Consider the following 24,245-nt stretch of genomic DNA (forward strand, 5'->3'; position numbering starts at 1 on the left):
CTCTAAACTGATCTTCCGTTGACGATCCATCGCTGAATATTCTCCCGGTTTTCCGGGCTTGTACAATGGCTGATTTCCTGTGCTTCATCTGACCGGTTTATTTTTTTTATCATTTTATTGAATTAAGCTGGTTATTTCTTTAATCTGATTATCTGGTTTTAAGGTTTCTGTCTTCCGGAGTCTGCTGAATGAAATACCTGAAATTGTAGAATGGAGCTTCAAATTCATATTTATCATTGACTACTGTCGGATTGGAGCGGTAAAGACTGGCCAGCTGGTATTTTACATAGCGGCCATCACGTAACTGGAAAATAATGGTACGGTCTTTATATGGGCGAAGGATATGATCTGACAGGCGGTAAGATCCCCAGCCATCCACTGTGGTAAATTCTTCCATTTCTATTTGTACATCCGTTCTCACCATCGGGGTACTCAGTGCTTCATCAAGTTCGTCGAATGGTGTACGGTGTACCCTTAATTTACCTTTTCCGGAGACATCCGATGCCGCTGGGCCATCAGTTAACATATAGGCATTATAGATATCGTAATGTTTTAAATGCCATGTGGCAGTTCCCGCTTCTGCGGCGGCTGTAACTACACTGTGACGGGTATCGAAATTGAAATACATCGGAACAAATCCGTATGCACCCCCGGAAGCATTGCCCTGTTGTCCCGGCCAGTCTACCACATAAACAACTTTAAATTTCTCATCGTAATATACATAGCCCTTACCTTCCCTGGTTTGGGAGTTTGCTTTGTCATATACCAGTTTCCCACTGGCATCTGTTACCGGGATGACTTTGCTATAGTTATAGGTGGTATCTCTTATTTTGACTGCTCTTGCAGGTACCCAGTTTGTTCCGGCCATTTTTGCTGTGTCCAGTACCTCTGGTTCTACAGGGCTGTCTGTATCTTTTGAGCAGGAGGTAATGGCCATGCTAATGCCCAGTATCCAGATCCATAGCGTAAAATTTTTCATCGTATTTATTTAATTGGTTTGTCTAATTGGCTGTCAGTTTGCTGAAGTCTTTGCTTCCGTCTTTCAGGATGCTATACTTGAAGGTTAAAAACGGAGCTTCGGAATCCAGGGTCGGACTTGCCGGGCTTCCTTTGTAAAAGCTGTAGATCACCAGTTTCGCATAGTTTCCTTTGGCAGTTTTAATGATCACCGTACGCGGCAGATTGTAAACGATATGTGCTTTTTTAGGATCTCCCGGGAACATCGCTCCGTAGAAGTCGTAGAAAGCATAACCTGAGCTGCTTCCAAGAAAGTAATCCAGGGTAAGGTAACCCCTTGATAACAGCTGTTCATCGGCAACAGGTACGGATTGCACATTGTTGAAGGCTTCGTCCAGCAGTGACTTTGCAATAGGTACCTGTACTGGCTGGTGTTTCACTTCGTCATAATATTTGGCATCTACTGTTTTATCTATTACCAGGTACAATCCCCCGCGGGCAGGACTGCCATATCCCGGAGCCTTGGTGCCATTGTCGAAAATGACGGCTCCGTTGTTAGCCCAGAGACTGCTGTTGTAGATCCCTGTAAAGGCAATATCCCATTTATCTGTATTGGCATATTCTGCCGGAATGGCACGGCCGTCTTCCAGACTGTAATATAAAGGCTTAAAGTCGCCGGTGCTGTTTAGGTCTTGTCCCGACATGGAGGCGGTAAGGTCGCCCGGCACATCCGTAACGGTATACTCACCGCTTGCTGTCACGGTAATGGCTGGCAGTGGGGGTAAGATGACCTCCGGTTCAGGATCTTCACTTTTAGAGCAGGCTGACAGTAAGAGGATGCAGGCCAGCAGCAGACTGGTTATTTTTGAGTAATAGTGTTTCATGGCATCAATAGGTTTAATTGGTGTTCAGGTTCCTGCTGCCGTCTTCCTGCACGAAAAAGCGGAAGTTAAAATAAGGGGCAGGCCAATGGAGGTCGGTTACTACGGCAGGGTTTCCTTTGTAAATATTCAGCATCTCCAGTTTGGCATATTTTCCGTCTGCGGTGAGCAGTACAAAAGTCCTCCCTTTCACTGGGACAGAGATATGTGTTTTCAGGTCATAGAAATACCATCCGCGGTTATCTGGTTGCGGATAGGCATCCCAACCTACGAATGACAGGTTATTGGCTTTCATATAGGCTAAATCAGGTGCTTCGGTCACCTGGCTGTAGGTTTTTTCCAGAGAGACAATCAGTCCCTGTCCCGGACCGCCAAAACCCGGACTCTTCGCGTCTGTTCCGCTGTTGATCACGATCATGGAGTTGTAGATTCCGGTGAAACCAATATCCCAGTTCAGGGTTTGTGCATTGGTTGTGGTGTCCGTAATTTTCTGTCCGGTTTTAAAGTTGTAATAAAAATCAAGGAAGGGTCTTTTCACCTTTCCATCGATACCGTCAGCCATAGAGGCACCGATATCTCCTTCCAGGTCTTTCACTACTGTACTTTTTCCATCCTCCAGCACGGGCTGTTCCACCTTTTTGGTACAGGCGGTAAGCAACAGTACAAAGGCCGACAGGCATAACATTTGCCTGAAGAGGTGTTGGTTCATAGGGATCATCTTTATCTTCATTTTAGTCTTTAAAAAATCTGTAAGTAAGTCCGCCGAGAATTGCCCGTCCCTGTTGTGCAGGCATCAGCTGGTCCCGGTAATCGAATAAGTTATCTGCCGTAAGCTGCAGGGCGAGGTGTTTATTGTAGAAGGTCTTTTGTACAGACAGGTTGAGCAGGAAATGTCCGCTTACAAAAGTGTCATAGTTGTCAAGGAAATTATTTGCCCTGTTTGCCTCCTGGAAGCCGTATTTGCTGCGGTAATTGACACGGAAAGTGCCGCTGAAGCCTGTTTGGTGTTCATAGGAAAATTTGATGTTTGCCATATGGCGGGAACGATTGGACATTCCGAAATAATCTGATCTTTCCGATTTGCGCTGGGCGTTCAGGTTGGTATCGTACACCAGACCATATAAGCCCTGTTCTGCTTTGATGGAATCGATCACCCCACGGTCTATTGCGTATAACAATTGATAGCCTGCATTGATATTCAGGCTTGGGGTAGCCGCCCAGTTTACGCCTATTTCGGCACCTGTGAGGTAAGCTTTCGCAATATTGATATAAGAAAATATTTGCTGACCGCTGGTTTTTGTTGCTACCTGTTCTGAGTTGATGAAATTCTTGATATCATTGTAGAACACATTCAGGTCGAGCTTCAGTGATTTGATGGCCGTTATGGTAAAACCTGTACTGTAGGATACCGAACGTTCCGGTTTGAGTCCCCCGATCCGGCTCGCAATGGGCCATATGCTCTGGATCTGGCCGGCATCCTGCAGGATGTTAATTTCCCGTGCAAATTCTTCCGAACCCAGCACGGTATACCCGGTCTGGATATTGGTAAACACCATATACAGTTGCTGGAAGTTTGGTGTTTTAAATCCGGTTCCTACAGCGGCCTTGAAGATGATATTTTTAAATGGGGTATAACGGAGTCCTGCACTCGGATTGATTTTGCTGCCATATTTATTGTGGTAATCATAGCGGGCACCTCCGGTTAGCTGCACCGTATTGCTCAGCGTCCAGTCGGCCTGACCATAACCGAAAGCATTGGTCATTGACTTGGCCCCGCGGTAGGAGACATCGTTCAGGTACTCATATGCAGCACCGGTTCCACCGGTTAATTTAAAGCGTCTGTTAAACTCATGTGAAGCCTGCAGCTCTCCCCGGTGCAGGTACTGGATGAAATTACTTCCTTCAAGCAGATTGCCCGTGTTGATATCGGTAAAATCCTGACGGTTCTTGAAGCGGGTAAGGTAATACTGGGTTTTCAGCTGGGTTCCATTGCGGAAGTTATTGTTCAGAGATACAGAGCCGTTAACCTCATCTTCAGTCAGGACATCAGTGTTTGGGCCGGTGCCGAAATCTTTGGTATTGACGGATTTCCGTGTAGAAAAGCGGCCGTTGAAGTTCAGTGTACTGATGGTATTCAGGTTATAGCGCCCGCGTCCCTGTAAAGAATAGCTGTCAAATGGAGGGGCCGTTTTGCCTTCCTGCAGGTAAGGATTCGAATTGAAACCATCTGTCCGGTAGTAGTTGGCCGATACAAAAGCAGATCCTTTTTTGCCGGCGAAAGGCGTTTCCCCTTCCAGTGTTGCATCAATCATGTTAAAGCTGCCATAACGCAAAGCCGCCAATCCCTGGGATTGTGTAATATTTTTTCTGGTCACAATATTAACGACTCCCGCCAGGGCTTCACTTCCGTAAAGGCAGGAAGACGCACCTTTTATAATTTCTATACGTTCAATATTGGAAACGGTAATTCGGGATAAATCCAGGTTGCCTGAATTTCTGCCTACCATGGGTTGTCCATCAATCATGATCATGGTATACCCACTGTCAAAACCCTGCATTTGTAATCCTATGGCTCTGCTGCCCGAACCAATATCACTCACCATGGCGAGACCGGTTTGTTCCTTCAGGACTTCATCGAGTCTCCTGCTGCCCATTTGTTCAATCATTTTGCGGGTGATTACACTGCTGGGCATGATGGTGTTGATCATATCGATCAGGTTATCCGGATTCTTGTGGGCACTGTTGATGTTCACCTCCTCCAGGTCCTGACCGTTTTCTGCTTTCTGCAGCCGGATCTGGGACAAAGTATTGCTGCCTTCCTTTACTTCTGTTTCTGAAGTATATGCTGTATACCCCAAAGCCGTTATTTTTAGCTGATAGGTACCGGGATACAATTGTTGGAGCTTAAATTCTCCTTTTTTATCTGCAATTGCGACTTTATGATCGGGCTCAAGTACGATGGTGGCACCTGGAATAGCTTTGTTCTGCTCATCTGTAACCATGCCTTTCAGGCTGCCCCTGGTTTGGGCGTACAGACTGGAGGATAGGAGAACAGAGAGGAATACCATAAGGCAGCATTTAATCATTGTGAAAACCTGTGTTTATCATTTACCCTTATCTTTAATGATTCTAAATAAGTTAATGATGCAAAACTGTGTAATTAATTCCATGTTTGATTTGTTCAAAGCGTATTAAGTTTTATTCAAAGCGTATTATATTTTATTCCATCCGTATTTTTATTTTCCTATTGTCACAGCTGTTGAACCCTGTTTTATGGGGTGTTGTATTTTATTTGGTTGTTAATCAGTGTTTTGTTATTTTTTTAAATTGGTTTTTAGGCAGAAATGACCAGAATACGGATTGCACTAATGGAAATCATAAGTTTGTATTTAGAATGATTAAACACGTTGTTTGTAGCGCTGAAAGCTCATTTATTCCATTTACAGTAGGATTACTGAATGTTTTGGAGGAATAGCACAAAAAACACAATTAATCATGAAGAAAATAGTATGTCTGGTTTTGCTTGTCGCCACCCATTTGTATGTGAATGCTGCGGTGCCAAAAAGGATCATCACATTAGGAGCTGCGCTGACAGAAACGGTTGATGCGATGGGATTCGGGAAAAACATTGTTGCGGTAGACGTGACAAGCATGTACCCTGCCTTTGTGACCAAGCTGCCAAGGGTAAGTAATAACCGCTCTGTATCGGCCGAAGGCCTGATTGCTTTTGCACCCGACCTGGTGCTGGCACCAGAGGGATCTGTTTCAAAAGAAGTCCAATACCAGCTGAAGTCGGCCGGAATCAGATTTGTCAATATCAGGCAGGAATATTCAGTAAACGGAGCATTGGTTTTTATCCGCTCTGTCGCTGAGGCATTGCAGGTTCCACAAAAAGGAGATGCACTGGCCCGGCAGGCAGAACAGAAAATTAAGCAGGCGCTGGCGGCGGTGAAGGCTGATGGTGGAAAACAACCAAAGGTACTTTTCATTTATGCGAGGGGAACGGGGACAATGCTCGTCGCTGGTAAAAAAACAAGCATGGACGCCATCATCACTTTATCTGGTGGCAGGAATGCGGTAACTGAGTTCACTGAATTTAAGCCCTACACGACTGAAGCGCTGATCAGGGCTAATCCGGATGTGATCCTCATGTTCGAATTCGGCTATAATAGTCTGGGGGGGATCAACAGCATCCTCAGGATGCCTGGCATGGGACAGACGACAGCGGGTAAAAACAAGCGAATTGTGCAGCTGGATGCCGACCTGCTGGTTAACTTTAGTGTACGTCTGGATCAGGCAATCACGGCCTTACACCAAAAGCTTTAACAGGCGTTCCGATTTTATGAAACCTACGTTCATTTACCTGGCCTTAGTTGCCGCATTATTTATTTCTGTATCTTTTTCTCTGGGCATGGGGGCCATGGAGATCCCGGTGAAGGAAGTGATGGTCATTTTGCTTAAAAAGGCTGGTTTATTCAGCGGACATGAAGTCTCGCCCCAATTTGAAGCGGTTATTCATATTGTACGCCTGCCAAGGGTAGTGCTGGGTATATTGGTTGGTGCGGGACTGGGGATATCCGGAGCTGCGGTACAGGGTATATTCAGGAATCCGCTGGCAGAACCGGGGCTAATTGGCATCTCTGCCGGTGCCTCCCTGATTGCAGTAGGGATTATTGCGCTGGAGGTTGGAATCATTACAGGGCTGAGTAATCTGTTGGGATACTACCTGCTCGCCTTCGGGGCATTTGCGGGCGCCGGACTCGCGGCTATGGTGGTATACCAGATTTCACGTACCGATGGCAGATCGAATGTGGCCACAATGCTGCTGGCAGGAATTGCGATCAATGCACTTGCCGGGGCACTTACGGGATTAATCACTTATCTGGCCAATGAGCAGCAGCTGCGGGACATTACTTTCTGGATGCTGGGTAGCCTGGGCGGGGCGACCTGGGAAACGGTCACTGCATTGGTTCCGTTTGTGCTGGTTCCGGTTATCCTGCTCCCTCTGATGGGCAAGGCCCTCAACGCTTTTGCACTGGGCGAAGCGCAGGCCGATCACTTGGGACTGAAGATCAACCTGGTCAAGCGTAATGTGGTGGTCTTATCTACTATGGCGGTAGGTGCATCAGTAGCGGTATCGGGGATTATCGGTTTTGTGGGCCTGCTTGTACCGCATACCGTCAGGTTATTTATTGGGGTTGACAACAAATATGTATTGCCGGCATCGGCATTACTGGGGGCGCTGATCCTCACGCTGGCCGATATGATTGCAAGGACGGTAGTCTCTCCGGTAGAGCTGCCCATTGGTGTCATCACTGCCTTGCTGGGGACACCATTGTTCCTCTATATATTAATTAAAGACAAAAAGAAACTTCTTCAATAAAAAAAGCATGTTAACAGTTGAAAATGTAAGCTACGAGATTAATAAGAGAACGCTGCTGAAGAATGTCTCTTTCAGTATACGCTGCGGGGAAGTGGTGGCTGTGCTGGGTGCAAATGGGGCGGGGAAATCCACGCTGCTCAGGATGCTCAGCGGGGAGAAGAAAACTTCGGAAGGCAATATCCTCTTAAACGGAAAATGCATCAGCCGTTATGCGGCCGGGGAACTGGCGCAGAAAAGGGCTGTCATGAGCCAGCATAATGTCGTTACTATAGATTTCCTGGCGCGTGAAATTGTCATGATGGGGCGTTATCCGCATTACAAAAGTAATCCGTCAGCGAAGGACCTGGAGATTGTAGGAAAGATGATGGACATCTGTGGGGTGAGCCATCTCGAAGACAGGTCTATCCTCACCTTATCGGGCGGGGAGCAGCAGCGCGTACAGCTGGCCCGGGTACTGGCGCAGATCTGGGATTGTCCGGGGGCATTGCTATTAATGGATGAGCCGGTATCAGCAATGGATCTCCAGTACCAGCAGCAGACGCTGGCTATCGTTTCGGCACTGGCAAGAAAAAATTTCATGGTGATTGCTGTACTGCATGATATCAACCTGGCCGCGCAGTATGCAGACCGGCTGGTGATGTTAAAGAACGGTCGTAAATGGAATGACGGTACGCCGGCAGAGGTGCTGAACACTAAAAATGTATACAATATATTTTCTATAGTGGCTGATGTAAGCATCAATGCACATACGCTGAAGCCTTATATCCTGCCAAGGGAAATCAGCATAGACAGCCTCCAGTTCCAGGCTATACTTTAACCCCGCTGGGCAGGATACCGAAATACTTTTTAAAGGCCTTGCTGAAGTTCGCCTGGTGTTTGAATCCCGACATACCGGAGACTTCATAAATACTCATTTTGTCATCCAGCAGGAGGCGCCTTGCCTGCTCCATGCGCAACCGTGTAATGTAATCGTACATGGTTACCCCGAAATACTCTTTAAAGCCTGTCCGGAGCTTAAACTCATTGAGCAGGATCTCTTTCGCGAGTTCCTTGTGTGTAGGCGGTGTAACGAAACGTTCGTTTAATATCGTCCTTGCTTTTTCCAGCCTTTCGAAGTCGCCCGACTTAAATATATCCTGTTTAGACATTCCGGTATCATTTCTCAGCTGTTCCAGCTGGTACATCAGCAGTTCCAGGATTTTTGACTCTGTATGCAGGCGTTTCAGTTCTCCCGAATGGCGGCAGTCCCTGATCTCATTGATCACCTTTCTCATTTCCGGGGTAACGGCCATATCCTCATTGGAGAAAGAGGTAAACTGTCCGTTCTCGATATCCTTTACAAAACGTTCGTGCAGGATGGAATGGCGGTCGATCAGTGAAAAATAATACGCTTTGGAAAGGACAACCATAAAGTAAGTATATTCCACCTTGGCACTCAGTTCATGGTTGGCTACCGTGGAGGGGATATACCGGATATTGTGGCGGCTGTTGCCATGGGAAGAAGCGCTGACCTTTTTTCCGGAAGCATTTTTATAAAACATGAAATGGCTGGTAATCGTCTCTCCATTGATGTCCGTATGGATACTCGTGGACTCATCGAACATCATCACCGCATGCATCAGGAACATTCCTCCTGTCGTCAGCTGGTAATTGGCCATCTGTACAGGGGAGCGTTGTATGGTAATCTGTTTTTCAGCGAGCGTGTTATTCGGAGAGTACACATCAGGAACATCTTCAATAAACAACCATTCGTCGAGATCGGAAATTTTAGCTTTTACAACCATCAGGGATATGTTTATTTTCTTGGGTAAGATTACAGTTCAGGCAGTTAATATTATTGATTTCAAATATACTATTATTTATACGGATTCTAAATTAATTAAAAAAACCTGAGGGTGTTCCGCTTTTGGATGATGTGGTGTCCGGAAAGGCTGATCAGGATCCGGCTACAGTACAAAGAGCGTGCTGCAGGGCAGGAGCGATTTAAATTCATTGAGCGAAGGTTAGCAGGAGGTTTCCCTGGCTCGGGCCGCGGGGAAGAGGTCTTTTGTAAGTCTGGGTTATCCGGTCTGATTACCGGTTGTTTGGCTGGCAATGTTTTTTGCCGGGGATATTTAATGATATTATTTACTTATTTTTGCGTTTTACCTCAGACTGAGGGGAATCATTTTTTCTTAAAAAGGGTTCAGGAAAGGATTCAGCCATTACGATAACATATAAACAAGCATAAATTTACAAAAATGAGTGTAACAAGAGGACCAATATCTAAATTCATGGAGGGGCATTACCTTCATTTCAATGCAGCAGCGATGATGGATGCGGCAAAAGGCTATGAGACTCACCTGGATGAAGGCGGTAAAATGATGATTACCCTTGCAGGTGCGATGAGTACAGCAGAGCTGGGGATATCATTGGCAGAGATGATCCGTCAGGATAAAGTTTCTATCATCTCGTGTACGGGTGCGAACCTTGAAGAAGACATCATGAACCTTGTTGCCCATTCACATTACAAGCGTGTACCGAACTACCGTGACCTGAGTCCTCAGGATGAATGGGATTTATTGGAAAACCATTACAACCGTGTAACGGATACCTGTATTCCGGAAGAGGAAGCTTTCAGGCGTTTGCAAAAGCACATCCACAAAATATGGAAAGATGCTGAAGAAGCTGGTGAACGTTTCTTTCCGCATGAATACATGTACAAGATGTTGCTGAGCGGTGACCTGGAGCAATACTATGAAATTGATCCTAAAAACTCGTGGATGCTGGCAGCAGCGGAGAAAAACCTTCCGATTGTAGTTCCGGGATGGGAAGATTCCACCATGGGTAATATTTTCGCTTCCTATGTCATGAAAAGTGAATTAAAGGCGAGCACGATGAAGTCTGGGATTGAATACATGGGTTACCTGGCCGACTGGTATATCCAGAACAGTGGGGGCAAAGGAATTGGTTTCTTCCAGATTGGCGGGGGGATTGCAGGCGATTTCCCAATTTGTGTAGTTCCGATGTTATACCAGGATATGGAAATGGAGAATATTCCTTTCTGGAGTTATTTCTGCCAGATTTCTGATTCCACCACTTCCTACGGATCTTACTCCGGAGCGGTGCCGAATGAGAAGATTACCTGGGGTAAACTGGACATCCACACGCCTAAATTTATTGTGGAATCGGATGCAACAATCGTCGCCCCGTTAATGTTTGCATGGATTTTAAAAATGTAATCATTCTCACAAATATTCTATAACCATTCTCATATTTCTTACCAAATATTGTTGTTATAACCGAAAATGAGCAAAATGTCAATTTTGCTCATTTTCTTTGTTTAAAGGCCAATAAACGCAATGTTTAGAATGATTATAAATTGTATTTACTGTCATTTCTTTGTCATTGGTAACCTAATAAATTTTACTTTTGTGGACGTTATGGTGAAGAACGTAAGTTTAAACATCTAATACGTTCATTAAAGTTTTTTAAAATAAAGTATAAAATACTCATTATGAGGAATATCTCATTGATCATTAGAAGAGTTTGGAAGTCGGCATTTATGGTATCGGCTCTATCTGTTTTAATTGTTTCTGGTACACAAGCACAAGACGCAAAAGAAGGAAGAACCATCTTTAAAGAAAAATGTACTTCATGTCATGCTCTCGACCGCGATCTGATCGGTCCTGCACTGCAGCCGATAGTATCCACCAAAAGCGAAGAGTTTTTGCTGAAATGGATCAACAATGCTCCTGCATTGATCGCTTCGGGTGATAAAGAGGCTGTTGAGGCTTCGAAGTTCAATCCAAGTGCAGAGATGACTGCCTTTCCGACTTTAAAACCTGAGCAGATTAAAAGCATCCTTGCTTACATCAAAGAAGGTGAGCCTAAAAAAGAAGGTGAAGTTGCTGGTGCAGGCGCCGGAGCATCGGATGAGATTTCGAGCTTCTCTATAGCGGGAGTCGTTGCGGTCATCCTGATCTCGATTGTGATCCTGGTGATCCTGGGCAGGGCTATCAAAATGCTAGAACGTTTAATCTTACAAAAACAAGGTGTGGAGATTATCGAGGAAGAATCGGGTTCTGTGCTTGCCGGTGTTAACCAGTTATTCAAGAACAAGAAATTTATCTTCTTCTTTATCCTGTGCTTGGTGGTAAGTTTAGGTTCATGGGGATGGATGGGCATGTGGAACACAGGTGTTCATACCGGTTACCAGCCAACGCAACCGATCAAGTTCTCGCACGAACTGCACGCTGGTACGAACCAGATTGACTGTCAGTATTGTCACGCAGGTGCATTTGAATCTAAAAATGCAACGATCCCTTCTCTGAATGTTTGTATGAACTGTCACAAACAGGTGCAGGCAAGAGAAAGCCATGACGGCAATATTTCTCCTGAGATCCAGAAAATCTATAATGCATTGGGTTATGATGCAGATAAAATGACTTACGACAAGTCGAAAGAAAAACCAGTAGAGTGGGTACGTGTACACAACCTTCCGGATTTCGCTTACTTCAACCACTCACAACACGTTGTTGTAGCTGAAGAAGCTATCCGTAAAGAAAAAGGCCTGAAACCAGAAGAACCTGTTTGTTTCGCCTGTCACGGTCCTGTTAATACCATGGAAGAGATCTATCAGTATTCTCCTCTGACCATGAAATGGTGTATTAACTGTCACAAAGACACCAAACTGGAAGTGAAGGACAATGCATTCTACACCAAAATCATTGAGGCTCATGAGAAAATCAAGAAAGGTGAGAAAATTACACCGGCAGCATTGGGTGGAATGGAATGCGGTAAATGTCACTACTAATAGAGTTTAATAACAAGAACGTTCGATAAACAGTAATATAGCTTAAATGGAAAGCAATAAAAAATACTGGAAAGGCTTAGAGGAATTTAACAAGACCTCCGATTTTGTTGAAAACAACAAAAACGAATTTGCTGAGCCCCTTCCAATAGAAGATGTTTTAAATGAAGCAGGATTAAGTACAGTAACTCCTCGCCGTGACTTTTTAAAAGCCCTGGGCTTTGGTCTTGGTGCGGTTACACTTGCCGCTTGTCAGCCTGCTCCTGTACACAAATCAATCCCTTACCTGATTAAACCAGAAGAAGTAATTCCGGGTATCCCTAATTACTACGTGTCCAGTTTTAATGGTCAGAGTGTTTTAGTGAAAACCAGAGAAGGCCGACCAATTAAGATAGAACCAAATCCTAATGCAGGACAGTTTAACTGCGGTACAGATTCTACAGCCCAGGCTTCAGTGCTTGACCTGTATGATGTGTCTAAGTTAAAAGCACCGGTTCTTAAGAATGATGAGACAACCTGGGCTAAAGTAGATGCTTTTGTAGCTGCAGAGCTGGCGAAAGTTAAAGCTTCAGGAAAGAAAATCGCTATTATTTCTTCTACAGTAAGCAGCCCTTCAGCGAAAGCAGTGGTGGCCGACTTCAGTGTTGCTTTCCCGACGACTAAACATGTTCAGTACGATGCCGTATCTTATACCGGTATCATTAAGGCCAATGAGAATAGTTTTGGTAAAGCAGTTATCCCTAAATATAATTTTGATAAAGCTGACCTGATCGTAAGTTTCGGTGCCGATTTCCTGGGTACCTGGATCAGCGGTGAAGAATTTACTTCACAGTATATCGAAAACAGAAATTATAAAACCCTGGCTAAAGGCAAAATGTCGCGTCACTTCCAGTTCGAAGCTGGCATGAGCTTAACAGGAACAAATGCAGACACCCGTCTTCCGATCAAATTATCTGAGCAGGGTCCTGCGCTGATCACTTTGTACAATGCCATTACCGGTGCTAATTTAGCTGGTGGGGTGTTGCCGAACAATACGACTGCTGAAAAAGCGATCAAATTGGTAGGTAAAGAGCTGGTACAGCAAAAAGGTAAAGCTTTGGTCGTTTGCGGATCCAATGATGTGTCTACACAGATCCTGGTGAATGCAATTAATGCGGCTATCGGAAGTTACGGTACAACGATTGACCTTGATACCCCATACAAACGTTACGCAGGTAATGATGCAGCATTTGCAGAGTTATTAAACGAGATGAACAGGGGAGAAGTTGGTGCGGTGTTCTTCCTGGACAGTAATCCTGCTTATGACGTCGCAAATGTGAAAGCATTTACTGATGCCCTGGCTAAAGTACCTTTCAAAGTTTCTTTCTCTGACAGAAATGATGAAACCGCTTCATTATGTGATGTGATTGCCACTAACCAGAATTACCTGGAATCATGGGGTGATGCTAATACGTATGAAGGAACGTATTCAATTGTACAACCTACAATTAACCCGGTATTTAACTCCCGTCAGGCCGAACAGAGTTTACTGATCTGGTCTAACGCAGCTGTTAAAGATTACTACCAGTATGTGCGTAACAACTGGGAGAAAAATATATTACCTGCATTGGGTAAAACATGGAATGATGTATTGCAGACAGGTGTATTCTCTGCGGCCCCTAAAGCTGCCGGAGCGTATACTTTCAGCTTGTCCCTTTCCGCTGTTGCCCCTTCAGTATTGAACAGCAGCAAAGCGCTGGCAAAAGACATCGAGCTTCAGGTATATGAAAGTGTAGCTTTACGCGATGGTAAATATGCAAACAATGCATTTTTACAGGAATTGCCTGACCCGGTTTCAAAAGTAACCTGGGATAATTATATCGCCCTTGCACCGAAGTTTGCAGAGAAATTAGAAATTAAAGAATTTGATGTTGTTGAGGTAAAAGCAAGCAACGGATATTCAATCACCTTACCTGTACTGGTTCAGCCAGGACAAGCTCAGGGTACTGCTGCAATCGCTTTAGGTTACGGTCGTACGAAAGTGGGTAAAGCAGGTGATAATGTAGGTAAAAATGCGTATCCGTTTGTGACGGTGAGCAATGGTACACTGCAGTATGCCAATACAGTAACGATCACCAAGACAGGTGATACGTACGAACTTGCACAAACACAGACACACCACTCTTTTGAAGGAAGAAATATTATCCGCGAAGCTACTTTCAAGGAATATGTAAAAGATCCTTCGGCAGGAACAGGTAAACATGGTGAAGGCCACAAATCTTACGATTTATGGGATAAATGGGAGAAACCAGGGAACAACTGGGTGATGGCAATCGATCTGAATGCCTGTACAGGTTGTGGTTCTTGTGTGGTTGCCTGTAATGTGGAGAACAATATCCCGGTAGTAGGCCGTGATGAGGTTCGTAAACGCAGGGACATGCACTGGATCCGTATTGACCGCTACTACAGCTTCGAAGAAGGAACAGAAAGCGTTACTGAAGAAAAAGAAATCGCGCACCTGGAAGATCTTGACCGCGTATCAGTGGTTCACCAGCCGATGTTATGTCAGCATTGTGACCATGCTCCTTGTGAAACAGTTTGTCCGGTACTGGCCACAGTACACTCTTCAGACGGTCTGAACCACATGGCTTATAACCGTTGCGTAGGAACCCGTTACTGTGCCAATAACTGTCCATATAAAGTACGTCGTTTCAACTGGTTTAACTACTGGAATGATTCACGTTTCGATAACTACCTGAACAATGAATTTACGCAGCTGGTGCTTAACCCTGATGTAACTACACGTTCAAGAGGGGTAATGGAAAAATGCTCTATGTGTATCCAACGTATCCAGGCTGGTAAATTAACAGCTAAAATGGAGAAACGTCCATTGAAAGACGGAGATATTAAAATGGCTTGCCAGGAAGCTTGTTCAGCCAATGCAATTATATTTGGTGATGGCAACGATCCTAATTCGGAAGTATCGAAAGCCCTGCGTAGTGAGCGTACTTACTATGTATTGGAAGAGATCAATACGCAACCGGGTATAGGTTACATGACTAAAATTAGAAACACAGATTCATTACCAACAGTACAAGCGTAAGCTGATATTAAAGAAAATAAATTATGTCAGGACATAACGAATCAATATTAAGAGAACCATTAATCACCGGCACGGATATCACGTATGGAAAAATTACGAATGATATTTTAATGCCAGTTGAGAATAAGCCGAACAGGGCATGGTGGATAGGTTTTATAGCAGCCCTTTGCGGGGCTAGCTTATGGCTGGTAGCCGTAAGTTATACTTTCTGGTTCGGTATCGGAGCATGGGGACTAAACAAAACAGTAGGATGGGCATGGGATATCACCGGTTTCGTATGGTGGGTTGGTATCGGTCACGCCGGAACGCTGATTTCAGCGGTACTCTTACTCTTCCGTCAGAACTGGAGGAACTCAATTAACAGATCTGCAGAGGCGATGACTATTTTCGCCGTTATCTGCGCCGCAACATATGTGGTTTCCCACATGGGAAGACCATGGTTAGCTTACTGGGTATTGCCATTACCGAATCAGTTCGGTTCCCTTTGGGTAAACTTTAACTCCCCGCTGGTTTGGGATATGTTTGCGATCTCTACTTACTTCTCTGTATCCCTTTTATTCTGGTATACAGGTCTTTTACCGGATATCGCTACCATCCGTGACCGTGCAACTGGTTTACGCCGCAGGATTTATTCTATCTTCTCTTTCGGATGGAATGGTAACGTGAAAACATGGCAGCGTTTTGAGACGGTGTCTCTGATCCTTGCAGGTATCTCTACTCCACTGGTACTTTCCGTACACACGATTGTATCGATGGACTTTGCAACCTCGGTTATCCCGGGATGGCACACTACCATCTTCCCTCCTTATTTCGTTGCCGGTGCGATTTTCTCTGGTTTCGCGATGGTGTTAACCTTATTGCTGGTGGCACGTAAGGTATTGGGACTTGAAAACTACATCACCATGTTCCACATCGAATCGATGAATAAGATCATCATTCTAACGGGATCAATTGTGGGTGTGGCTTATCTGACTGAGTTCTTCATTGCCTGGTATTCGGGTTCTGAATATGAGCAATACGCATTTATCAACAGATCTACCGGTCCATACTGGTGGGCATACTGGATGATGATGACGTGTAACGTAATTTCTCCGCAGTTGTTGTGGTTCAAAAAAATCCGTCTGAGTATTCCTGCAACATGGATCTTATCTATTGTGGTAAACATCGGTATGTGGTTTGAGCGTTTTGTAATTATCGTGACTTCACTGCACCGTGATTACCTTCCTTCAAGCTGGGCGATGTTCTATCCGACATGGGTAGATGTGAGTGTGTTCGTAGGTTCCATCGGCGTGTTCTTTACATTGTTCCTGTTGTTCTTAAGGGTGCTTCCATCTATTGCAATTGCAGAGGTGAAAATGATTCTTAAATCATCAAGTGAGCAGGAAAAACTTAAGCAGATTAAGGGAGGCCACCTGAATAAGGTTTATGTAGATGAATACGTAGAATCTTTAGAGAAATTTGATAGTGTTAAACAAGAAGAATACGCAAAAATATAACAATGAGTAATATCAAATATATTTTAGGCAGTTTTGGCGATCCGGATGATTTAATGCATGGCATTGAAAAGTTACAGGAGAACAACATTAAGATCCATGATGTTTATACGCCTATGCCTATACACGGCATCGAAGCCAAGTTAGGGATTAAAAGGTCTAGATTGGATGTTCTTGCGTTTTTCTGCGGGATTACAGGAACAATGTCAGCTTTTGCGCTGATCTATCTGACATCAGTGGTTGACTGGCAGAATAACATCGGTGGTAAACCTGCCTTTGCATTACCGGATTTTATTCCGATTATGTTTGAGCTGACCATTTTGTTCACTGCATTTGGTCTGGTAGGATCTTACTATGCATCTACTCACCTTTTCCCGGGAAGAGCACCGAGAGTGATGGACTTAAGGGCTACAGATGACAGATTTATTCTCGCTGTAGACGCACAGCAAAATGCGGAACACAGTAAAATTGACGGATTACTAAAAGAAGCTGGTGCTATAGAAGTTAAGCACAATGAAAGGAAGTATATTAGCTATGAATAAGAATAAAATAGTTGCAGCCTCATTTGTTGTTCTTGCCATGGTTGCATCGATATCAGCATGCAGCGATAATAAGAGCACAGGTTTAGAGTATGCAAGGAATATGTATGACCCTCTTGCTTACAATCCTGACCAGCCCAATAAAAACTTTGCAAACGGGCAGACTGCACAAACACCTCCGCCGAACACGACTCCGGTAGGTTTTGTTAAATATGAATACGCAAATACCAAAGAGGGTTATGAAGCAGCAGGACTGGAATTGAAAAATCCGCTGGCGAAGACACCTCAGAATATGTTATCAGGTAAACATTACTTCACTGTTTTCTGTGGCCCTTGCCACGGTGATAAAGGTGATGGTAAGGGACACCTTGTTCAGATTGAGAAGTTCACAGGAGTGCCTTCTTATCATGGAGATGCAGCATCTTCACGTGGTGGTATGATGAAAGATTTATCAGAAGGTAAAATCTATCACACCATTATGTACGGTTTAAATAACATGGGGTCTCATGCTTCACAACTTACTCCTGACCAAAGATGGAAAGTGGTGATGTATGTTCAACAATTACAACAAATACAATAGAAAAGCAGATATAAATGGGAACTCACAATTATAATTTAACTGAGCAGTTTGAGTTTACAGGAAAGGCGAAGACTTTAAGTATTGTAGCTATCGTTATCGGTGTGGCTAGTATTGCTTACGGTTTTACCAATCATGAAAATCATGAGCGGACTTTTGCCAACCTGTTACTAATGGCATACTACTTTGCATGTGTTTGTATGTCGGGCGCATTCTTTTTAGCTGTTCAATTTGTAGCACAGGCCGGATGGTCTGCCTCTATACTTCGCGTACCTCAGGCGATGGCGAAAACACTGCCAATCGCAGTCGTGATCCTGATCGCGGTCATCGGTTTGGGATTATATACGCATAATCTTTACCACCACTGGCATGCCGATGGTTTAACAGATCCGAATTCACCGCATTATGATAAACTGATTGATGGTAAATCAGCCTTCCTTAACGTTCCGTTTTTTATGGGCCGTCAGGTGATTTTCTTAGGTATATATTGCTTCTTTGCTACCTTACTGGCTAAATTATCCAATAATGAAGATTTAGAAGGTGGTTTGAATTCTTACACCAAGAGTTTTAAATATTCCTGTATTTTCCTTGTGATCTATGGTTTCACTACGCCAATCTTTGCGTTTGATACCGTGATGTCACTGGAAGCACACTGGTTCTCTACCATGTTCGGCTGGTACAACTTCGCAGCCATGTGGGTGAGCAGTTTAGCGACTATGGCGATCATCATCATCCTGTTGAGAAAAGCAGGTTACATGCAATGGGTGAACAATAGTCACCTGCATAACCTGGGACAATTCATCTTTGGTTTCTCTATTTTCTGGACTTACGTATGGTTTGCTCAATTTATGTTGATCTATTATGCCAACATGCCGGAAGAAACTGTGTATTTTTATAAAAGATTTGAATACTATAAGTTCTGGTTCTTCCTGAACCTGGTGTTGAACTTCTTGTCACCGGTATTATTGTTAATGGACCGTGATAATAAAAGACAGGAAAATATCCTGTTGGCTGTATCTATCGTTGTATTGTGCGGTCACTGGGTAGATTACTACCAGATGATTATGCCAGGAGCTGTAGAAGAAGGTACGAACGGATTTGGTATTATTGAAATAGGAACAGCTATTGGTTTTGTAGGCTTGTTTACCTTTACCGTATTAACTTCATTAAGTAAGAAACCATTAATTGCAAAGAATCACCCTCTTCTGGAAGAGAGCTTGAATCACCATTTGTAATTCTGGAATAGAGAGTATATAATTATTAGTATAGCAGAAGTACATCGTACTACTTTTTAAGAAAATGAGTTTAAGAAAATATATAAGCAATAAGACGATAGCGGCCCTCGCAGTAATTGTTACTGTGTTTGCAAATACCAGCGCATTTGCACAAGCTGCAGGTGCTGTCGCCGCCGCAAAACCTGTTGATATGTTTCCGATTTATAAGTCGGTTGCATTTTACGCCATGTTATTTTTACTGCTTTGCTTATTTATAGCAATAGTTGGTAAAGCACTTAAGGTGTATGAATTGACACGTGAAGCTCAGGAAAAATCTTCTGGAATTAACTGGAATACTGTAAATGGTGTTCTTTTTGTACTTTTCTTAATCGTTGGATTGTACGGTGTTTATTTCGAATATACAGTTCATGGAAAAATGATCCTGCCTGATGCCGCATCAGAGCATGGAGAGAAAATTGACCAGATGTTTAACATCACGTTGATTTTAACTACTATCGTATTTATCGGTACACACATTGTATTGTTCCTGTTCTCTTATTTTTACAAACATTCAGGAGAGAGAAAAGCATATTATTATCCACATAACAATGCATTGGAGCGTATCTGGACAATTGTTCCTGCTTTGGTGCTGACGATATTGGTTTTAATGGGATTCCTTACCTGGAGATCAATTTTTTACAAAATTGAAGATCCGAACAATAAACCGCTAAGCATTGAGATTACTTCACAGCAGTTTGCATGGACGATCCGTTATCCGGGTGCTGATGGTGTAGTTGGGGTGAAAAATTATAAACTGATTACTGGTATCAACTCATTGGGACAGGATTTCAATGACAAGAATAACCTTGATGACCAGATGGCTGATGAGATGGTTCTTCCTGTTGGAAAACCAGTAAGGCTGATCCTGACCAGTAAAGACGTATTGCACAGTTTTTATATGCCGCATTTCAGGGTACAGTTAAACACTGTTCCGGGTATGACTTCTTATTTTGAATTCACACCTACGATTACTACGGCCGACATGAAGACTAAAGTAAACGATCCGGCATTTAAATTCCTTTTCTATTGTTCAAAAATTTGTGGTTCAGGTCACTATAACATGCAGAAAGTTGTCAGAGTGGTTACTCAGGCTGAGTATGATGCATGGGTAGTTACACAACCTAAGATTATTAATAACGATTTGAGGAAAGCATTTAACTTACCAATCGTACCAGACGCAGCTACTGAAGCGCCTGCATCGGCTCCGGCTGACAGCACCGCTACAGCTGCTAAAGATTCGTCTGCTGTAGCAATGAACACACCGGCTTTAAAAAAATAATTATACTGGAATAGCGCATTATGTCAACTATAACATTACACGATACACATAACAACGATCACCATGACGGTCACGACCATGGTCATCACGAACAATCTTTTATAACGAAGTACATTTTTAGCCAGGATCACAAGATGATCGCTAAACAGTTTTTAATAACTGGTATCGTTATGGCGGTTATCGCCATGGGATTGTCTATCTTATTCCGTCTTCAGCTGGCATGGCCAGATAAAAGCTTTCCTATTCTGGAAACGTTTTTAGGTAAATGGGCAGAAGGAGGAAGGATTAAACCTGATTTTTACCTTGCACTCGTGACCATTCACGGAACGATCATGGTATTCTTTGTACTTACCGCAGGACTGAGTGGTACTTTCAGTAACTTACTGATCCCTCTTCAATTGGGGGTTAGGGATATGGCTTCGCCATTTATGAACATGCTTTCTTACTGGATGTTCTTTTTGGCCTGTATCATCATGATGGCTTCATTCTTTATTGAAACAGGACCTGCAAGTGCCGGATGGACAGTTTATCCTCCGTTATCTGTATTGCCAAAAACTATTCCTGGTTCCGGTCTGGGTATGACTTTGTGGTTGATCAGTATGTTCATCTTTGTAGCTTCACAGCTGATGGGTGGTATCAACTATGTAAGTACGGTATTAAACATGCGTACTAAAGGTATGGACCTTTGGAAAATGCCATTGACGATCTGGTCGTTCTTCCTGACTGCTATTTTGGGAGTTTTATCTTTCCCTGTACTTGTTGCGGGTGTGGTATTATTAATTTTTGACCGTAGTTTTGGTACAAGTTTCTACCTTTCAGATATCGTTATCGGTACTCAGGTATTACCTAATGAAGGTGGTTCTCCAATCTTATGGCAGCATTTATTCTGGTTCCTTGGTCACCCTGAGGTATATATCGTTATCATGCCTGCATTGGGTATTTCCTCAGAAGTTATTTCTGTGAATGCAAGAAAACCAATCTTTGGTTACCATGCGATGGTTTACTCATTGATGGGGATCACGATCTTATCTTTCATTGTATGGGGTCACCATATGTTCGTAACCGGTATGAATCCGTTGTTGGGTGGTGTGTTTATGATCACCACACTGATTATCGCTGTTCCTTCAGCTGTAAAAACTTTCAACTATCTGGCTACTTTATGGCGCGGTAACATCAGGTTTACTCCTGCAATGTTATGTGCTATTGGTATGGTTTCCTTCTTTATCTCTGGTGGTTTAACCGGTATATTCTTAGGTAACGCCTCACTGGATATCAACTTACACGATACTTACTTCGTTGTTGCCCACTTCCACCTGGTAATGGGGTCTGCTGCAATCTTTGGTATGCTTGCGGGTGTTTATCACTGGTATCCTAAGATGTTCGGAAGAATGATGAACAGTAAATTGGGTTACCTGCACTTCTGGACTACTTTTATCTGTGCTTACCTGGTGTTCTTCCCATTACACTTCTTAGGTCTTGATGGTGTACCACGTCGTTATTATGCATTCACTGAGTTTGAATTTATGCAGAAATGGGTGACTGTGAACGTTTTCGTTACCTGGGCTGCAATTGCTGCTGCTCTGGCACAGGTTGCTTTCCTGTATAACTTCTTCTCTTCTATTTTCTTCGGTAAAAAAGCAACCCAGAATCCATGGGAATCTAATACACTGGAGTGGACTACACCGGTTGAACATATCCATGGCAACTGGCCGGGAGAAATTCCAACAGTTCACCGTTGGCCATATGATTACAGTAAACCTGGTGCTGAAGAAGATTATATTCCTCAGACTGTGCCTTATTCTCAGACAATGAATTCAAATATGCCTCATGACTTTGAAGGTAATGCAGAATCTGAGCGTATACAAAGAGAATGGGATGCTAAAAACAATCCCGATAAAGTAAATGCACACTTTCACTAGTATCCTTTTATAACATATTTAAATGAGGTTATCTGCTTGAGTATAATGCTTATTCAGTAACCTCATTTTTTATTAATACACAGCCTAGATGGTTCCTAAATCTGAACGTAGATTTATCCGGTTAAACCTTATTACCATTATTGTTACTTTAGTACTTATCCTTGCGGGAGCAGTAGTGCGGAGTACAGGTTCTGGTATGGGCTGCCCGGACTGGCCTAAATGTTTTGATCAGTATGTACCGCCAACTTCGGCAGATCAGTTACCTGCAAACTATAAAGAGAAGTATGTGGCGGGCAGGCTTGCTAAAAACGAGCGCTTTGCGAAGCTACTGGATAAAATGGGAAAGAAAGACCTGGCAGATAGTATCCGCCATGATCAGACGATTACTGTTCCGGAAACCTTTAATGTATCTAAAACCTGGACGGAGTATATCAACAGGCTTGCCGGAGCTGTTACCGGATTCTTATTGCTGGCATTGACGGTATATTCCTTCACCTATAAAAAGAAAGCCAAAAGGATTATTGTCCTGAGTTTTGTCAATCTTATTGTCGTAGGCTTCCAGGCCTGGCTGGGTTCGATTGTTGTTTCTACTAACCTGCTGGCATGGATTGTTACTGTACATATGCTGCTTGCACTGGTGATCCTGGCGATATTGGTTTATACCTATTACTACAGCAGCGACCTGTACAAGGAACATGTGGCTGTAATTGCCAAGGTGTGGTGGTTGAAACTATTGATACTGCTGGCTTTACTCTGCAGTGTAATTCAGATTACACTTGGAACAGAAGTCAGGGAAGCGATAGATGCCATCTCGAAGAGCCTGCTTTACCAGCACCGTGATACCTGGGTTGGAAAGGTTGGCAGTACTTTTTCCTACCACCGTGATCTTGCCGTCTTTGTACTGGTGGTCAATCTGCTGGTTTACCAGTTCGTGGTGGATAAGTTCGGGGGAAAGGCTACGGAGCTGAGGTTGAGTAATTCTATTGCATTGGTTTTACTGATACAGATTGCAAGTGGATTAATATTGTCTAACTTTGCACTTCCTCCGTTTGCGCAGGTTATACATTTAGTGTTCTCAACAGTTTTATTCACCCTGCAATTCTATTTGTATTTGCTGGTGTACAGGACAAACACTTATACTAACATTAAAACAAATTAGAATTGAAAGTATTTTTCTCAGATTTTTCTAAACTCGTTAAATTCCGCCTTACTTTCCTGGTCGTGTTTTCTGCTTCAATTACCTTTTTAATTGGATCCAGAATGCAGGTTGCCCGTGGTGAAGTTCCCGGAATTGACTGGGGCAACTGGTTTATCCTGATAGCCGGAGGTTTTCTGGTTACTGCAGCCGCCAATTGCTTCAATGAGATTATTGAAGTCGACCTTGATAAACTGATGACGCGTACAAAAGACCGTCCCATGCCTGCCGGCAGAATGACTACCGGACAGGGATTGGTACTGGGACTGATCATGGGCATGCTGGGGACCTGGTTACTGGGCAAGCTCAACCTGGAGACTGGTCTGCTTTCAGTATTTTCGATCCTGTTGTATGCCTTTGCTTACACACCGCTGAAAAGAAAATCTCCGATAGCTGTATTTGTAGGAGCAATACCAGGAGCATTGCCACCATTGATTGGCTATTTGGCTGCGCTGGGACGCACGACTAACTTTCTTCCGGTAGATTATGAGATCGCCGGGATTTTGTTCCTGATACAGTTTGTATGGCAGTTTCCGCATTTCTGGGCTATTGCTTGGGTATTGGATGAAGATTACAGTAAAGCAGGTTTCAGGTTGCTTCCTACCAGGAAAAAGGATAAAGTGAGCGCGGTAATGGTATTTTTAAGCACACTGATTTTAATTCCGGTAAGTTTAATGCCAACGTTTTATGGTTTCGGCGGTTATTATATCGCAGGATTTTCATTGGTTGCCGGATTGCTTTTTGCCTGGTATGGTTATAAATTGCTGCTGAACCTGGATGTTCCTTCCGCGCGTAAGGTCATGTTCTGTTCCTTCTTTTATATCCCGTTGGTGCAATTGATATTATTGTTTGATTTTATAGGTAAATAGATTTT

General features: G+C 43.6%; 19 protein-coding genes. 14 read left to right on the forward strand and 5 right to left on the reverse strand.

What is annotated here, in order from left to right:
* Positions 1-148 precede the first annotated feature (148 nt).
* The 4 genes from ACSBL2_RS01560 to ACSBL2_RS01575 are packed head-to-tail and all read right to left on the reverse strand — an operon-like array spanning position 149 to position 4,906.
* Positions 149-979, reverse strand: a complete 831-nt coding sequence (locus tag ACSBL2_RS01560; protein ID WP_442589925.1) for a hypothetical protein — start codon at positions 977-979, stop codon at positions 149-151.
* Between the two features lie 22 nt (positions 980-1,001).
* Positions 1,002-1,841 carry an HmuY family protein gene (locus ACSBL2_RS01565; protein WP_442589926.1) on the reverse strand — a complete coding sequence of 280 codons (840 nt, stop codon included), beginning with the start codon at positions 1,839-1,841 and terminating at the stop codon, positions 1,002-1,004.
* 13 nt (positions 1,842-1,854) lie between these two features.
* On the reverse strand, positions 1,855-2,568 hold the full coding sequence (locus ACSBL2_RS01570) for an HmuY family protein (protein ID WP_442589927.1): 714 nt from the start codon (positions 2,566-2,568) through the stop codon (positions 1,855-1,857).
* Position 2,569: 1 nt separating this feature from the next.
* Entirely contained in the window at positions 2,570-4,906 is a 2,337-nt protein-coding gene (locus tag ACSBL2_RS01575) for a TonB-dependent receptor (RefSeq protein ID WP_442589928.1), read from the reverse strand.
* Between the two features lie 427 nt (positions 4,907-5,333).
* Here ACSBL2_RS01575 and ACSBL2_RS01580 point away from each other — a divergent pair, with 427 nt between their 5' ends.
* Genes ACSBL2_RS01580 through ACSBL2_RS01590 form a run of 3 tightly spaced genes read left to right on the forward strand, consistent with a single transcriptional unit; the run spans position 5,334 to position 8,038 of the window.
* The gene (locus ACSBL2_RS01580; RefSeq protein ID WP_442589929.1) at positions 5,334-6,164 is read left to right on the forward strand and encodes a heme/hemin ABC transporter substrate-binding protein; all 831 of its coding nucleotides are present in this window, start codon (positions 5,334-5,336) and stop codon (positions 6,162-6,164) included.
* Between the two features lie 16 nt (positions 6,165-6,180).
* Positions 6,181-7,221 carry a FecCD family ABC transporter permease gene (locus tag ACSBL2_RS01585; RefSeq protein WP_442589930.1) on the forward strand — a complete coding sequence of 347 codons (1,041 nt, stop codon included), beginning with the start codon at positions 6,181-6,183 and terminating at the stop codon, positions 7,219-7,221.
* Positions 7,222-7,228: 7 nt separating this feature from the next.
* On the forward strand, positions 7,229-8,038 hold the full coding sequence (locus tag ACSBL2_RS01590) for a heme ABC transporter ATP-binding protein (protein WP_442589931.1): 810 nt from the start codon (positions 7,229-7,231) through the stop codon (positions 8,036-8,038).
* Here ACSBL2_RS01590 and ACSBL2_RS01595 read toward each other — a convergent pair.
* Positions 8,028-9,005 carry a helix-turn-helix transcriptional regulator gene (locus ACSBL2_RS01595; protein WP_442589932.1) on the reverse strand — a complete coding sequence of 326 codons (978 nt, stop codon included), beginning with the start codon at positions 9,003-9,005 and terminating at the stop codon, positions 8,028-8,030. The two genes, ACSBL2_RS01590 and ACSBL2_RS01595, sit on opposite strands and share 11 nt — an antisense overlap.
* A 456-nt stretch (positions 9,006-9,461) precedes the next feature.
* Here ACSBL2_RS01595 and ACSBL2_RS01600 point away from each other — a divergent pair, with 456 nt between their 5' ends.
* From ACSBL2_RS01600 to cyoE, 11 genes are all read left to right on the forward strand, one after another.
* Positions 9,462-10,442, forward strand: coding sequence for a deoxyhypusine synthase family protein (locus tag ACSBL2_RS01600; protein WP_442589933.1), 981 nt, complete (start codon positions 9,462-9,464; stop codon positions 10,440-10,442).
* A gap of 275 nt (positions 10,443-10,717) precedes the next feature.
* On the forward strand, positions 10,718-12,016 hold the full coding sequence (locus ACSBL2_RS01605; RefSeq protein ID WP_442589934.1) for a c-type cytochrome: 1,299 nt from the start codon (positions 10,718-10,720) through the stop codon (positions 12,014-12,016).
* 46 nt (positions 12,017-12,062) lie between these two features.
* Positions 12,063-15,095 (forward strand): TAT-variant-translocated molybdopterin oxidoreductase, encoded by a 3,033-nt coding sequence (locus ACSBL2_RS01610; protein WP_442589935.1) that lies wholly within the window; start codon positions 12,063-12,065, stop codon positions 15,093-15,095.
* A gap of 23 nt (positions 15,096-15,118) precedes the next feature.
* On the forward strand, positions 15,119-16,591 hold the full coding sequence (gene nrfD, locus ACSBL2_RS01615; RefSeq protein WP_442589936.1) for an NrfD/PsrC family molybdoenzyme membrane anchor subunit: 1,473 nt from the start codon (positions 15,119-15,121) through the stop codon (positions 16,589-16,591).
* A gap of 2 nt (positions 16,592-16,593) precedes the next feature.
* Positions 16,594-17,130: a DUF3341 domain-containing protein gene (locus tag ACSBL2_RS01620; protein WP_442589937.1), complete on the forward strand. Its 537-nt coding sequence runs from the start codon at positions 16,594-16,596 to the stop codon at positions 17,128-17,130.
* Positions 17,102-17,707 (forward strand): c-type cytochrome, encoded by a 606-nt coding sequence (locus ACSBL2_RS01625; RefSeq protein WP_442589938.1) that lies wholly within the window; start codon positions 17,102-17,104, stop codon positions 17,705-17,707. Before ACSBL2_RS01620 ends, ACSBL2_RS01625 begins: the two co-directional genes overlap by 29 nt.
* A gap of 14 nt (positions 17,708-17,721) precedes the next feature.
* Positions 17,722-18,939, forward strand: coding sequence for a quinol:cytochrome C oxidoreductase (locus tag ACSBL2_RS01630; protein ID WP_442589939.1), 1,218 nt, complete (start codon positions 17,722-17,724; stop codon positions 18,937-18,939).
* Between the two features lie 64 nt (positions 18,940-19,003).
* A complete protein-coding gene (locus tag ACSBL2_RS01635) occupies positions 19,004-20,257 on the forward strand; it encodes a cytochrome c oxidase subunit II (protein ID WP_442589940.1) in 1,254 nt (417 codons plus the stop codon).
* A gap of 20 nt (positions 20,258-20,277) precedes the next feature.
* A complete protein-coding gene (locus ACSBL2_RS01640) occupies positions 20,278-22,176 on the forward strand; it encodes a cytochrome c oxidase subunit I (RefSeq protein ID WP_442589941.1) in 1,899 nt (632 codons plus the stop codon).
* A gap of 88 nt (positions 22,177-22,264) precedes the next feature.
* Positions 22,265-23,335: a COX15/CtaA family protein gene (locus tag ACSBL2_RS01645; RefSeq protein ID WP_442589942.1), complete on the forward strand. Its 1,071-nt coding sequence runs from the start codon at positions 22,265-22,267 to the stop codon at positions 23,333-23,335.
* Between the two features lie 2 nt (positions 23,336-23,337).
* Entirely contained in the window at positions 23,338-24,240 is a 903-nt protein-coding gene (cyoE, locus tag ACSBL2_RS01650; protein ID WP_442589943.1) for a heme o synthase, read from the forward strand.
* Positions 24,241-24,245: the final 5 nt, after the last annotated feature.

The organism is Pedobacter sp. AW31-3R (assembly GCF_052180285.1).
Classification (GTDB): Bacteria; Bacteroidota; Bacteroidia; order Sphingobacteriales; family Sphingobacteriaceae; genus Pedobacter.